Consider the following 12,698-nt stretch of genomic DNA (forward strand, 5'->3'; position numbering starts at 1 on the left):
GGACGCCGCCAACGCGGTGGTGGAGGAGATCAAGGCCTTCGGCGGCGAAGCGATCGCCAACGGCTCGTCGGTCACCGACGACGCCGGCGTCACCCTGATGGTCAAGCACGCCATGGACGCCTGGGGCCGCATCGACATCCTGGTCGCCAACGCCGGCGTGCTGCGCGACAAGACCTTCTCCAAGATGGAGATCGCCGACTTCGAGTTCGTCCTCGGCGTGCACCTGATGGGCACGGTGAAGCCCGCCAAGGCGGTCTGGGAGATCATGCGCACCCAGAACTACGGGCGCATCGTGGTCACCACCTCGTCGAGCGGGCTCTACGGCAATTTCGGCCAGTCGAACTACGGCGCGGCCAAGCTCGGCATCATCGGCTTCATGAACACGCTGAAGCTCGAGGGCCAGAAGAACAACATCCACGTCAACGCGATCGCTCCGGTGGCCGCCACGCGGATGACCGAGAACCTGATGCCGCCGGAAATCCTGGCCCACCTGAAGCCTGAATATGTGACCCCGGGCGTGGTGTTCCTCTGCTCGGAAGAGGCGCCGAGCGGCGTGATCCTGACCGCAGGCGCCGGCGCCTTCGCCATGTCCCACCTCGTCGAGACCGAAGGCGTCTACCTGGGCGAAAAGGGCCTGTCGGTGGAAGAGGTCCGCGACAGCTGGTCCAAGATCGTCGATCCGAAGGGCGAGCAGCCCTACAACGCCGGCGGCGAGCAGACCGCCAAGGTCTTCCGGAAGATGCAGGGCGGCTGACGACGCGCGCCCCGGCGCGACGGGGCGTTCAGTGATCCACATTACGCCGAATCCACTTGCGCGCCCGCAGGTGGACGCGCGTAACCTTGCCCCCTGACCGCGCCCGCCAGAGGCGTGGCATGGTGAGGAGCTGCATGTTGTCAAAGGCCAAGGGCGCCCCGGCAGGGCCGCTGTCGCTTTCGGCGACCCTCACCTTCGCCTGCTGCTATCTGCCGTTCGCCGCGCTCAATACCTCCGTCGCCGTGCAGGTGCCGAACTACTTCGCCCGCCACATCGGCCTGGGCCTGGCGGTGGGCGGGGTGTTCGGCCTGATCCGCCTGATCGACATCCCGCTGGATCCGTTCCTGGGCCTGATCATGGACCGCACGCGCACGCCGCTCGGCCGCTACCGGCCCTGGATGATGTTGGGCGCGCCGGTGCTGATGCTGGCCATCTACATGATGTACGAGGCGCCCGTCGGGGCCTCGCGCGGCTATCTGCTGCTGTGGCTGCTGATCATGTATCTGGGCATGTCGCTGCTGTTGCTGGCGGCCAACGCCTGGGCGGCGACGCTCGCCGCCAGCTACACCCAGCGCTCGCGCATCTTCGGGGCGATGCAGGGCCTGGGCACCCTCGGCGCCGTGGCGATCCTGGTGATCCCGATCCTGGTCGCCAAGTTGGAGCATGGCACCGACGCCCAGGGCATCCAGGCGGTGGGCTGGTTCCTGGTGATCATGGCCCCGATCACCATCGCGCTGGTCACGCTGCGCACTCCGGAACCGCTAACAAAGGTCCAGGCCAGCCGGGTGCGGCTGTCGGACTACGCCGGCCTGCTCGCGCGCCCCAACGTCCTTCGCCTGATCGCCGCCGACTTCTTCATCATCATGGGCCCGGCGTGGATGAGCGCGCTCTACCTGTTCTTCTTCACCGACAGCCGTGGCTTCTCGGTCTCCGCGGCGAATGGCCTGCTGGTGATCTATATCGCCGCCGGGCTGTTCGGCGCGCCGGCCACCGCCTGGCTCGCCAACCGCATCAACAAGCAGCGCGCGCTTGCGGTCACCGCCGTCGGCTACTCGCTGATGCTGATCGTGATCTTCGTGTCGCCAAAAGCGAACTTCGCCATCGCCGCGCCACCGATGTTCCTCGCCGGGGCCCTGGCCGCTGGAAGCGTCGTGATGATCCGCTCTCTCACCGCCGACATCGGTGATGAGATCCGGCTGGAAAAGGGCCAGCAGCAGATCGGCCTGCTCTACGCAATGACCAGCGGCACGACCAAGGCGGCCGGCGCCTTCGCCGTCGCCCTGACCTTCTGGGTGCTGGGTCTGGTGGGCTACAATCCCGCCGAGCACGCGATCAACGGGCCTGCCCAGATCCGCGGCCTGGAGCTGGCCTACGCGATCGGCCCCATTGTCTTCGTGATGCTCGGAGGGGCCTGCTTCCTCGGCTACAAGCTGTCGGCCGAACGCCACGCCGACATCCGCCGCCAGCTCGACGAGCGCGACGCCCTCTACGCTGAGAGCCCGGTCATCGAGGGGCTCGCGCCATCGCCCGGTGAGACCCTCGTCACCGGTCCGTGACCGCCTGCCGTGACGGAAAGCGCTTGCGCAGGGGAGATCTGCAAGCTCTCCTGCCTAGATAAGAACCCCATCAGAGGGTGACCTAGTGATATTGGGAGACGCCCAGTGACCTTAAGCTCCGCGGCCCCTGCGGGCCGGCTATCATTTCCGCGGCTCTTCGCCTTTTCCGCCGGCAGCATCCCGGCCTATCTCCTGCTCGGCATCATGGGCGTCTACCTGCCCAAGTTCTACGCCTCGCACCTCGGCATCAGCCTGCTGACCCTGGGCGCGACCATCGCCGCCATTCGTCTGTCGGACCTCGGGCTCGACATCCTGCTCGGCATCTTGATGGACAAGACCAAGACGCCGTTCGGCCGTTACCGGCCCTGGTATCTCCTCGGCCTGCCGGTGACGGTGTTGGCGGTCTACAAGGTGTTCAATCCGCCGCTCGACGCAGGCATCCCCTACCTGCTGGCCTGGTACACGCTGCTCTACGTGGCCTACTCACTTCTGGTGCTGGGCCATTCGGCTTGGGCGGGCACGATCAGTGGCGACTACGACGAACGCTCGCGCATCTTCGGCTGGATGATGGGTCTGGGCTTCGCCGGCAGCGTAACGATCAACCTGCTGCCGTGGATCACCAACGACAAGATCAACCCGGCGAAGGCGGCCAGCATCCCGACCATCGGCTGGATCATTATCGGGGCCGCGGTGATCGTCGTCCCGCTGGCGCTCCTGCTGGCGCCGGAGCGAGACGCTCCCACCGCCAAGAAAGAGCGCCTGACGGTGAAGGACTATGCGGCGGTGGTCACCACGCCGTCGATGCTGCGGCTGGTGCTGGCGGACCTCTTCCTGACGCTGGGCCCCGCCACGACGGCGCCGATCTACATCTTCTTCTTCCATGAGGCGAAGAGGTTCTCGCTGCACGAAGTGCCGATGCTGCTGATCCCCTACACCGCCGCCGGGGTCATCGGCGCGCCGTTCTGGGGTTGGGTCGCGCAGAAGATCGGCAAGCATCGCGCCGTGCAGGTCGCCTGCGTCGCCTACGCCATCACCCAGACAATCCTGATGGCCCTGCCAGCCGGGCAGTTCGCACTGACCGCGGTCGGCATGGCCTCGGTCGGATTCTGCGCCAGCGCCTTCATCCTCCTGGTCCGCGCCATGGTGGCCGATGTCGCCGATCAGCTCCGCCTCGAGACCGGCCAGGAACGTTCCGGCGTGCTTTTCGCGCTCGTCACCATGACCCAGAAGTTCGGCACCTCGATCACCATCTCGATCGTCTATCCGATCCTGGCCTACGTGGGCTTCAACCCCAAGGACGGGGCGGTGAACACGCCCCACGCCATCTGGGGCCTGGAGATGTGCTACCTCTTCGCGCCCATCGTGCTGGCGCTGATCGGCGGCGCCATGTTCTTCGGCTACTCGCTGACCGCGCAGCGGCAGGGCGAAATCCGCGCTCAGCTGGATGCGCTGGCCGCGGCCGAAGTCGGCGTGGAAAGCGCCATCGACACCCTGGGCGGCGCCGTCGGAGAGAGACCGGCGGCCGCCGAATAGATCAAAGCAGCCGGCGCGCGATATCCATGAACACATGCGCCGCGGGGCTGTCCGGCTTGGTCGCCACGAGCGGCTCGCCGTCGTCGCAGGCCTGACGCAGCGCCATGTCGAGGGGCGCCTGCCCCAGCAGGGGCACGCCCAGCGCCTGGGCTTCGCGCGCTGCGCCGCCTTCGCCGAAGATGTGGATGCGCGCGCCGGTGGCCGGATCGGGGAACCAGGCCATGTTCTCCACCACGCCCAGGATCGAGGCGCCGGTCTTGCGGAACATGGTGGCCGCGCGCCGCGCGTCGATCAGAGCGATCTCCTGTGGCGTCGAGACGATCACCACCCCGTCGAGCTGCAGCTTCTGGACCAGGGTGAGCTGGATGTCGCCGGTGCCCGGCGGCAGGTCGATGACCAGCACGTCCAGCGGGTCCTCTTCGGTGCCCCAGACGCTGTTCATCAGCGTGCGCAGCGCCGAGGACGCCATCGGCCCGCGCCAGATGTTGGCTGTCCCGTCCTCGACGATGAAGCCGATGGACATCACCTTCACGCCCCAGGCCATCAGCGGGATCAGCCGCTTGTCCTCGTCGAAGGTCGGCTCCTCGTGCTTGATGCCCATCATGTGCGGGGCGGACGGGCCATAGATGTCGGCGTCCAGCAGGCCGGCCTTCAGGCCCAGCCGCGCAAACGCCGCCGCCAGGTTCACCGAGACCGTCGACTTGCCCACCCCGCCCTTGCCGCTGGCGATGGCGATCACCTTGCCGACGAACGGCGGGCGCTCGGCCTCGCCCATGGGTGAGAGCTTGGCCTGCGGGTCTTCCTGTACGCGCGCGGTCGGTCGGCGGCGGGGCGAGACGGCGAGTTGCGGCCCCGCGCTCTCGGCGGTCAGCACCACCTGGGCCGATCCTACGCCCGGCGCGGCGGCCAGGACCCGCTCGGCCGCGTCACGGACCGGGGCGTAGAGCTCGGCGTCGGCGGCCGGGATCTCCATCATGAAGACCACCTTGTCGCCGCGGATGGTCAGGCCGCGGACCAGCCCCGCCGTGGTGAGGCCCTGGCCTGACTTGGGGTCCTTGACCGCGTCCAGGGCGGTCAGGATCGCGGCTCGATCGGGGGCGGTCTCTTCGCTCATGACGCCTTAAGCTTGCTTTGACGGAGGCTGGGTCTCATATCCATCGGACTGCGTCGCTGTATATGGGGCGCAGCGCCTGGATCGACCACAACAAAGCCCAAAGCGTAAAGCAAAGACCGACCCGGCAGATGCCCTGGAACGACAACGCCAATCCCGGCCCCTGGGGCTCCCCGCCCTCGGGCGATGACGGTGAGCGCAAGGATTCGCCCTCGCGCCGGCCCGGCGGCGGACGCGGCCCCGGCCGCCCCGGCGGCCCGGACCTGAACGCCGGCATGGACCGCCTGCGCGAGCGGCTGCAGGGCCTGTTCGGCGGCGGCGGCCGCGGCGTGCAGCCGGGCGTCATCGCGGTCATCGCCGGGGCCGCCTTCGCGCTCTGGGCGCTCTCGGGCCTCTATCAGGTCGGGCCGAACGAGCAGGCCGTGGTCACCACCTTCGGCGCCTATTCCCGCTCAGAGGCGCCAGGCCTGCGCTACCACCTGCCCTACCCGATCGAAGAGGTGGAGAAGGTGCCGGTGACCAGCCTGCAGCGGATCGACATCGGCGGCGGCGGCACCGCCGACAGCGACGTCCCGCAGGAAAGCCTGATGCTGACCAGCGACCAGAACATTGTCGACCTGAATTTCAGCGTCACCTGGCGCGTCTCCGACGCCGCCCGCTACGTCTTCGCGACCCGCAATCCGGAAGAGGCCGTGAAGGCCGTCGCCGAGAGCGCCATGCGCGAGGTGATCGGCAAGACCCTGCTGGACTCGATCTTCACCAACGGTCGCGGCCAGGTGCAGCTGGAGACCGCCGACCTGATGCAGAAGACCCTCGACAGCTGGGGCGCCGGCGTCCGGGTCGTCGAGGTGCAGATCCGCTCGGTGAACCCGCCGCAGGAAGTGATCGCCGCCTTCCGCGACGTGAGCAACGCCCAGCAGGACGCCTCGACCGCGGTCAACGAGGGCGAGACCTACCGCAACCGCGTGGTCAACGAGGCCAAGGGCGATGCGGCCAAGATTGTCCAATCGGCGCAGGGCTATCGCGAGCAGTCCGTGCGCACCGCCACCGGCGACGCGGCCCGCTTCAACTCGATCTACAACGAATACAAGCGCGCGCCGCAGGCGACGCGCGACCGGCTCTACGCCGAGACCATGGAACGCGTGCTGGCCAACTCCAACAAGGTGATCATCTCCGGCAAGGGCGTCACGGCCCCGGTGATCCTGCCGTCGGATGTCTTCCGACCGCGCGGGGGCGCCAATGCGATCCAGCAGCAGGCGCCGGTGCAGATCGCGCCCGTGCCGCAACCGCAGCCGCAACAGCAGCCGCCGCCCGGGGGCGACCAATGAGCCGCTCCACCCCGCTGATCTTCTGGCTGATCCTGGGCTTCGTGGCCGTGATCGTGCTGGCCAACACGCTGTTCGTCGTCGATCAGCGGGAAGAAGCCGTCGTCCTGCGGTTCGGCGAGCCGGTGCGGGTGATCCACGCCCCCGGCCAGTCCGGCGCCGGCCTCAACGTCAAGCAGCCGTTCGTCGAGAACGTCATCAAATTCGACCGCCGCAACCAGGCGCTGGAAGCCGACCAGGAAGAGATCATCGACGCCGACCAGCAGCGGCTCGTGGTCGACGCCTTCCTGCGCTACCGCATCTCTGACCCGCTGCAGTACTATCGAACCCTGCGCAATGAGCAGATCGCCCAGGACCGCCTGGAGCGGCTGGTGAATTCGTCGCTGCGGCAGGTGCTGGGCTCGACCACCCAGACGGACATCATCTCCGCCCGCCGGGATCAGTTGATGCAGCAGTCCAAGCTGGACGTCGCGCGCCGGGCGAAGGAGTCCCGTCTCGGCATCGAGATCATCGACCTACGCATCAAGCGGGCCGACCTGCCCGAGGCCAACCGCGCCAACGTTTATCGGCGCATGCAGTCGCAGCGCCAGCAGCTCGCGGCCCAGTTCCGCGCCCAGGGCGAACAGCAGAAGCGCGAGATCATCGCCACCGCCGACAAGCAGGTGGCGATCACGCTGGCCGACGCCCAGCAGATCGGCGAGACCACCCGCGGTCAGGGCGATGCGCAGCGCACCCGCATCTTCGCCGACAGCTTCGGCAAGGATCCCAGCTTCGCGAAGTTCTACCGGCGAATGCAGGTCTATGAAGCCGGCCTGGGCCAGGGTGACACCACCATGATCCTGTCCCCGGAAGACACCGACATCCTGCGCGAGATGCAGCAGGGCCCGAACGCCGGCGGCGCAGCCCCGAAACGCTGATGCCGGCCCTCGTCCGACCGGACATGGCCTATATGGCCAGTTACGTGGACGCCCTTCACGAGGGCTATTCCCGCGACAGCTTGCGGCCAGAAACCCCGCAGATGATCGCCCAGATCGCCCGCGAGCCGGCGTGGTTCATCCGCATGGTCAGGGATCCGCCGACCACCATCGTCCTGCCCGACGCCAGCCTCGGCGAGCGCGTGCCTGAGACAGAGTTCTGGTGGATCGAGGGCGACGCGTTCCTGGGCTCGGTCAGCGTTCGCCACCGGCTGAACGACATCCTGGAGTCCTGGGGCGGTCATATCGGCTATGCGGTGCGTCCCGCCGCCCGCGGCCAGGGCCACGCTACGGCGATGCTGGCCGGCATGCTCGACCACGTGCGCGAGAACCTGCCGTTGGAGCGGGTGACGCTCACGGTCAACCTGAACAATCCCGCGTCCGCGCGGGTGATCGAGAAGAATGGCGGGGTGTTCCGCGACGAGATCCCGCACCCCTGGATCGAGGGCGACGTCGGCCGCCGCTACTGGATCGACCTGCGCTGACTAGGCCGACCGCTGAGCTTCGAGCAGTTCGCGCACCTCGTGCAGGTCGCGGGCGATGCGGACGGTAAGGGTTCGCATCTCCTCGGTAGGGTCGAGCATGTCGGGGACCATGATGGTCATCATTCCGGCCGACGAGGCCGAGCGGACGCCGTTGTGGCTGTCCTCAAGGGCCAGGCAGTCGGCGGGATCGACGCCCAGCGCCTCGGCGGCCTTCAGATAGGGCTCCGGGTGCGGCTTGCCGCGGGTCTGCAGTTCGCGGGTGATGATCGCGGCGAAGCGGGTGTCGAGGCCGCGGCGGCCCAGGCTGCGGTCGACGGCGCGGCGGCTGGAGGAGGTGGCGATCGCGCAGGGGATCTCTTGCGCCGAGAGGTAGTCGAGGATCTCCTCCACGCCCGCCTTGAGCGCCACGCCCGCCTCCATCTCTTCCAGGGCGTGCGCACTGACCCCCTGCGACCAGGCCGCCAGGTCGAAGCCCTCGCCGAAGTGGTCCATCACGATGCGGTCGGAGTCCGCGTCCTGCAGGCCCACCATGCGCTGGAAGACCGCGAACGGCATCTCGCGGCCGATCGCGGCGGTGGCCCGCTCCATGGCGCGGAAGATCACCGTCTCGGTGTCGATGAGGAGGCCGTCCATGTCGAAGACGACGGCTTTGACGGCGCGCGGCAAATTCATGGGGCGCACTAAGCGGAGTCGGCGGTCCGCGCCAAATCAAGCCGGCCTTCAGTCTGTAACGAAGGCGTCCTCCGAATAGCCCTGGAAATAGAGCAGGGTCGTCAGGTCCGTGTGTTCGATCCGCGCGTCGGCCTGGGCCGCCACGATGGGCTTGGCGCGATAGGCGACGCCCAGGCCGGCGGCCTCGATCATCGCCAGGTCGTTGGCGCCGTCGCCCAGCGCCAGGGTCTCGCTCAGCGGAATGGCGCCGGCCTTGGCCTCCTGCTCAAGCGCCGCCAGCTTGGCCTCACGGCCAAGGATCGGCTCACCGACGAAACCGGTGAGCGCGCCATCGGCCTCCAGCAGCGTGTTGGCCCGGTGGGCGTGGAAGAGCGCCGCCTGCGCCACGCGGCTGGTGAAGAAGGAAAAGCCACCGCTGACCAGCACGCAGCGCGCGCCATTGGCGGCCATGGTCCGGACCATCGTCCGCGCGCCGGGGTTCAGCCGCACCCGCTCGTCATAGGCGGCTTGCAAGGCGGTCACGGGCAGGCCTTTCAGCATCGCCACCCGCTCCCGCAGTGCGCCTTCGAACGCCAGTTCGCCGCGCATGGCCCGCTCGGTGATCGCCGAAATCTCCGCCTTCAGGCCGGCGAAATCCGCGATCTCGTCCAGGCATTCGACGTTGATGATGGTGGAATCCATGTCGGCCACCAGCAGGCGTTTGCGCCGGCCCGCGAGCGGTTGCACGCACCAGTCGAGGGCCTGGCCCGCCATGGGCGCCTCGAGCGCCGCACGCAGGGCGGCAAGGTCCGGCCCCTCGACGAAGACGTCCGTGGCGGCGCTCTCGCCGGCGTCCAGCTTGCGCGATGAGATCCCCTTGGCGCCCACGCCGGCGAACACCTCGCGAAGGGCCAGCGAGAAAGCGCCTGCGTTGGGCGGCGCAACAACGGTAAGAACCAGATCCATGGAGCCCCGCATCTGGCTGATCGCCGGTCCCACCGCAAGCGGCAAGTCCGCGCTCACCCTGCGCCTCGCCGAGGCCGTGGGCGGCGAGATCGTCAACGCCGACTCCATGCAGCTCTACGCCGACCTGCGGACGCTCACCGCCCGGCCCACGCCGCAGGAGGAGGCCCGCAGCCCCCATCACCTGTTCGGCGTCGTCGACGCCGCAGAGGGCTGGTCGGCGGGTCGCTGGCTGAGGGCGGCCCGTGAGGTGCTGGCCGACATCGCCGCGCGGGAACATCCGGCGGTGGTGGTCGGCGGCACCGGCCTCTACTTCCGCGCCCTCACCCAGGGTCTGGCCGAGGCGCCCGAGATTCCCCCCGAGGTCCGACGCCAGACCGCCGACGATTACGACGCCCTGGGGCAGGAGGCCTTCCGCGCGCGCCTTGCCCAGCCCGATCCGGCCGCCGCGGCCCGCATCGCGGCCAACGACCGCCAGCGCCTGAGCCGGGCCTGGGAGGTCTATGCCGCCACGGGCCGTCCGCTCTCCGACTGGCAGGCCGACAATGCGCTCGCCCTCCCCGCCGGCGCCTGGGCGGCCGTCGCCCTGGAGCCGCCGCGCGAGGCGCTCTACGCCCGCTGCGACGCCCGCCTGGCGGCCATGGCGGAGACGGGCGTGCTGGACGAGGTCGCCGCGCTCGCCGCCCGCGACCTCGACCCGGCCCTGCCGCTGATGAAGGCGGTTGGCTTCCGGGAACTGGCCGCCCACCTGCGCGGCGAGGTCTCGCTCCCCGACGCCATCGCCGCCGCCCAGCGGGAAACCCGCCGCTACGCCAAGCGCCAGACCACCTGGATGCGCGGCCAGATGGCGGACTGGCCGCGGCTCACGGAACTTAACGCCGAGGACCAGTGGAGGCAGTTTATTGCCCTTAACCCCGCCTTGACGCCCTAGGCGCAGCATGCGAAACGCCTGATCCACTCCTTCTAGGAAATTCTCGTGCGCAGCATTCTTGTACTCGTAAGGCGGCCCGCCACGGTCTGAGATCAGCTCAGTCCGTCAACGGTCGCTTGCACCAGGCCCCCAGCGGGCCTTTTTTATTGCCCAAACCCGAGCCAGAGCCATGACCGCCCATTCGCCGACGATAGAAGCCGAAACCACCACCCTGTCCGGGGCCGAGATGGTCGTGCGCGCGCTCATCGACCAGGGCGTCGAGGTGCTCTTCGGCTACCCGGGCGGCGCGGTGCTGCCGATCTATGACGCGCTCTTCGCGGAACCCCGCCTGCAGCACGTGCTGGTGCGCCATGAGCAGGGCGCGACCCATGCGGCGGAGGGCTATGCGCGGTCCACCGGCAAGCCCGGCGTGGTGCTGGTCACCTCCGGCCCCGGCGCCACCAATGCGGTGACCGGCATCGTCGACGCCCTGATGGACTCGATCCCCCTGATCGTCATCACCGGCCAGGTCGCCACCCACCTGATCGGCACCGACGCCTTCCAGGAATGCGACACCATCGGCATCACCCGGCCCTGCACCAAGCACAACTACCTGGTGAAGGACGTGGCCGACCTGCCGCGCATCCTGCACGAGGCCTTCCATATCGCCACTTCCGGCCGCCCGGGTCCCGTGGTCATCGACATTCCGAAGGACGTGCAGTTCGCCAAGGGCGCCTATCAGGGACCCGCCGAGGTCAAGCACGTCCACAACTACGCGCCCCGCACCAAGGGCGACCCCGGCCGCATCGCCGAGGCCGCGGCGATGATCGCCAAGGCGCGGCGGCCGATCCTCTACACCGGCGGCGGCGTGATCAACGCCGGCCCGGAAGCTTCCAGGCTGCTGCGCGAGTTCGCCGAGCTGACCGGCGCGCCGGTGACCTCGACGCTGATGGGCCTGGGCGCCTTCCCTGCCGCCAGTCCACAGTGGCTGGGCATGCTGGGCATGCACGGCTCCTTCGAGGCCAACAACGCCATGCACGACTGCGACGTGATGATCGCGGTCGGCGCGCGCTTCGACGACCGGGTGACCGGCCGCCTGGACGCCTTCGCGCCGGGCTCGCGCAAGATCCACATCGACATCGACGCCTCCTCGATCGGCAAGAACGTGCGCGCCGACATCGGCATCGTCGGCGACGCGGGCTCGGTCCTGGCCGACCTGATCGAAATTTGGAAGTCCAAGAGCTATGGGTTGGATCAGCGCGCTCTGGCCGACTGGTGGAAGCAGATCGATATCTGGCGCGCCCGCGACAGCTTCCGCTACGCGCCCGATTCCAAGCTGATCAAGCCGCAGTACGCCGTCCAACGGCTCTACGAGGCGACCAAGGACCGCGACACCTACATCACCACCGAAGTCGGCCAGCACCAGATGTGGGCCGCCCAGTTCTACCGCTTCGAGGAGCCGAACCGCTGGATGACCTCGGGCGGCCTGGGCACCATGGGCTATGGCCTGCCGGCTGCAGTCGGCGTGCAGATGGCCCACCCGGGCAGTCTGGTGATCGACATCGCCGGCGACGCCTCGGTGCAGATGACCATGCAGGAGATGTCGACGGCGGTGCAGTACGGCCTGCCGATCAAGATCTTCATCTTGAACAACGAATGGATGGGGATGGTGCGCCAATGGCAGCAGCTGCTGCACGGCGAGCGCTATTCGCATTCCTATTCGTCCAGCTTGCCGGACTTCGTGAAGCTGGCCGAGGCCTACGGCGGCGTCGGCTTCCGCGCCGAGACCCCCGACGAGCTCGACGGGCTGATCGCCGAGATGATCGCGGTGGATAAGCCGGTGATCTTCGACTGCCGGGTGACCAAGGAAGAGAACTGCTTCCCGATGATCCCCTCCGGCAAGGCCCACAACGAGATGATCATGGCCGAGGAAGCCCGCGACCTGGGCTCGATCATCGACGACGCGGGCAAGCGCCTGGTCTAGGAGCCTGGGGTCCTAGCGGACCAGGATATCGACCGTGATCTGGCGCACCCGGCCCTCGGGCGAGGAGCCCTGCAGCACCAGCGTGTCGTGGCCGGTGAAGCCTGCGTCCGCCTGATAGAAGGCCTGGTGGCCGGGCACCTTGCGGTTGTTGCAGGCCGACCGCGGATTGGCCGGCGGGTAGGCCGCATAGAGCGGCTCATCGGACACCGTCGCCTTGCCGTGCTCGGGCGGGCGCAGGATGGAGAGCGTGACGCCATCGACCGCCGTGCAGTCCGGATTGATGGCGGCGTTGCGCCAAAGCATGATCTGGGTGCTGCCCAGCGCCGCCTTGGACACCTTCACCTTCTCGAAGCCGCTCTCGGACGACATCGGCTTCACAACGACCTCGTAGCGGCGCTCCTGCGCCGTCGCGGCGCATCCGACGGTGAGCGTGATCAAGGCGGCGAGGACGA

Annotated in this window: 12 protein-coding genes; 8 read left to right on the forward strand and 4 right to left on the reverse strand. The window is 68.4% G+C overall.

The features are described from left to right. The 3 genes from E8A12_RS10340 to E8A12_RS10350 all read left to right on the forward strand — a co-directional run. A partial coding sequence (locus E8A12_RS10340; protein WP_293368330.1) for an SDR family NAD(P)-dependent oxidoreductase occupies nucleotides 1-754 on the forward strand: 754 nt, incomplete at its 5' end. 134 nt (nucleotides 755-888) lie between these two features. Then, nucleotides 889-2,310, forward strand: coding sequence for an MFS transporter (locus tag E8A12_RS10345; RefSeq protein ID WP_293368332.1), 1,422 nt, complete (start codon nucleotides 889-891; stop codon nucleotides 2,308-2,310). 105 nt (nucleotides 2,311-2,415) lie between these two features. Beyond that, entirely contained in the window at nucleotides 2,416-3,843 is a 1,428-nt protein-coding gene (locus E8A12_RS10350) for an MFS transporter (protein WP_293368334.1), read from the forward strand. 1 nt (nucleotide 3,844) lies between these two features. Here E8A12_RS10350 and E8A12_RS10355 read toward each other — a convergent pair whose 3' ends face one another. Further along, nucleotides 3,845-4,957 (reverse strand): Mrp/NBP35 family ATP-binding protein, encoded by a 1,113-nt coding sequence (locus E8A12_RS10355; RefSeq protein ID WP_293368336.1) that lies wholly within the window; start codon nucleotides 4,955-4,957, stop codon nucleotides 3,845-3,847. A 128-nt stretch (nucleotides 4,958-5,085) separates the two neighbouring features. Between E8A12_RS10355 and hflK the strand changes: the two genes are divergently transcribed. The 3 genes from hflK to E8A12_RS10370 are packed head-to-tail and all read left to right on the forward strand — an operon-like array spanning nucleotide 5,086 to nucleotide 7,738. Beyond that, nucleotides 5,086-6,282 (forward strand): FtsH protease activity modulator HflK, encoded by a 1,197-nt coding sequence (gene hflK / locus E8A12_RS10360; RefSeq protein WP_293368338.1) that lies wholly within the window; start codon nucleotides 5,086-5,088, stop codon nucleotides 6,280-6,282. After that, complete coding sequence (locus tag E8A12_RS10365; RefSeq protein WP_293368340.1) at nucleotides 6,279-7,196, forward strand: protease modulator HflC; 918 nt, start codon at nucleotides 6,279-6,281, stop codon at nucleotides 7,194-7,196. Before hflK ends, E8A12_RS10365 begins: the two co-directional genes overlap by 4 nt. Further along, nucleotides 7,196-7,738: a GNAT family N-acetyltransferase gene (locus E8A12_RS10370; protein ID WP_293368342.1), complete on the forward strand. Its 543-nt coding sequence runs from the start codon at nucleotides 7,196-7,198 to the stop codon at nucleotides 7,736-7,738. The genes E8A12_RS10365 and E8A12_RS10370 overlap by 1 nt, the downstream gene beginning before the upstream one ends. Here the strand turns inward: E8A12_RS10370 and E8A12_RS10375 are convergent, their stop codons facing one another. Beyond that, complete coding sequence (locus tag E8A12_RS10375) at nucleotides 7,739-8,410, reverse strand: HAD family phosphatase (RefSeq protein ID WP_293368344.1); 672 nt, start codon at nucleotides 8,408-8,410, stop codon at nucleotides 7,739-7,741. It lies immediately after the preceding gene. A 48-nt stretch (nucleotides 8,411-8,458) separates the two neighbouring features. Beyond that, nucleotides 8,459-9,355 carry a phosphoserine phosphatase SerB gene (gene serB / locus E8A12_RS10380; RefSeq protein WP_293368346.1) on the reverse strand — a complete coding sequence of 299 codons (897 nt, stop codon included), beginning with the start codon at nucleotides 9,353-9,355 and terminating at the stop codon, nucleotides 8,459-8,461. Between serB and miaA the strand changes: the two genes are divergently transcribed. Further along, complete coding sequence (miaA, locus tag E8A12_RS10385; protein ID WP_293368348.1) at nucleotides 9,354-10,283, forward strand: tRNA (adenosine(37)-N6)-dimethylallyltransferase MiaA; 930 nt, start codon at nucleotides 9,354-9,356, stop codon at nucleotides 10,281-10,283. The genes serB and miaA overlap by 2 nt on opposite strands. Nucleotides 10,284-10,452: 169 nt before the next feature. Further along, nucleotides 10,453-12,246 (forward strand): acetolactate synthase 3 large subunit, encoded by a 1,794-nt coding sequence (locus E8A12_RS10390; RefSeq protein ID WP_293368350.1) that lies wholly within the window; start codon nucleotides 10,453-10,455, stop codon nucleotides 12,244-12,246. 12 nt (nucleotides 12,247-12,258) lie between these two features. On the opposite strand, the gene E8A12_RS10395 is transcribed toward E8A12_RS10390, so the two are convergent. Continuing rightward, nucleotides 12,259-12,698, reverse strand: a 440-nt coding sequence (locus tag E8A12_RS10395) for a hypothetical protein (protein ID WP_363211938.1), incomplete at its 5' end; no start/stop codon positions are given.

Source organism: Phenylobacterium sp. (assembly GCF_004799395.1).
Taxonomy (GTDB): Bacteria; Pseudomonadota; Alphaproteobacteria; order Caulobacterales; family Caulobacteraceae; genus Phenylobacterium.

Excerpts from the sequence above, each read along its gene's own strand:
- E8A12_RS10370 (WP_293368342.1), top strand. The coding sequence starts at position 7,196 with ATGCCGGCCCTCGTCCGACCGGACATGGCCTATATGGCCAGTTACGTG.
- E8A12_RS10375 (WP_293368344.1), bottom strand. The coding sequence starts at position 8,410 with ATGAATTTGCCGCGCGCCGTCAAAGCCGTCGTCTTCGACATGGACGGC.
- E8A12_RS10345 (WP_293368332.1), top strand. The coding sequence starts at position 889 with ATGTTGTCAAAGGCCAAGGGCGCCCCGGCAGGGCCGCTGTCGCTTTCG.
- miaA (WP_293368348.1), top strand. The coding sequence starts at position 9,354 with ATGGAGCCCCGCATCTGGCTGATCGCCGGTCCCACCGCAAGCGGCAAG.
- E8A12_RS10365 (WP_293368340.1), top strand. The coding sequence starts at position 6,279 with ATGAGCCGCTCCACCCCGCTGATCTTCTGGCTGATCCTGGGCTTCGTG.
- serB (WP_293368346.1), bottom strand. The coding sequence starts at position 9,355 with ATGGATCTGGTTCTTACCGTTGTTGCGCCGCCCAACGCAGGCGCTTTC.
- E8A12_RS10355 (WP_293368336.1), bottom strand. The coding sequence starts at position 4,957 with ATGAGCGAAGAGACCGCCCCCGATCGAGCCGCGATCCTGACCGCCCTG.
- E8A12_RS10390 (WP_293368350.1), top strand. The coding sequence starts at position 10,453 with ATGACCGCCCATTCGCCGACGATAGAAGCCGAAACCACCACCCTGTCC.
- hflK (WP_293368338.1), top strand. The coding sequence starts at position 5,086 with ATGCCCTGGAACGACAACGCCAATCCCGGCCCCTGGGGCTCCCCGCCC.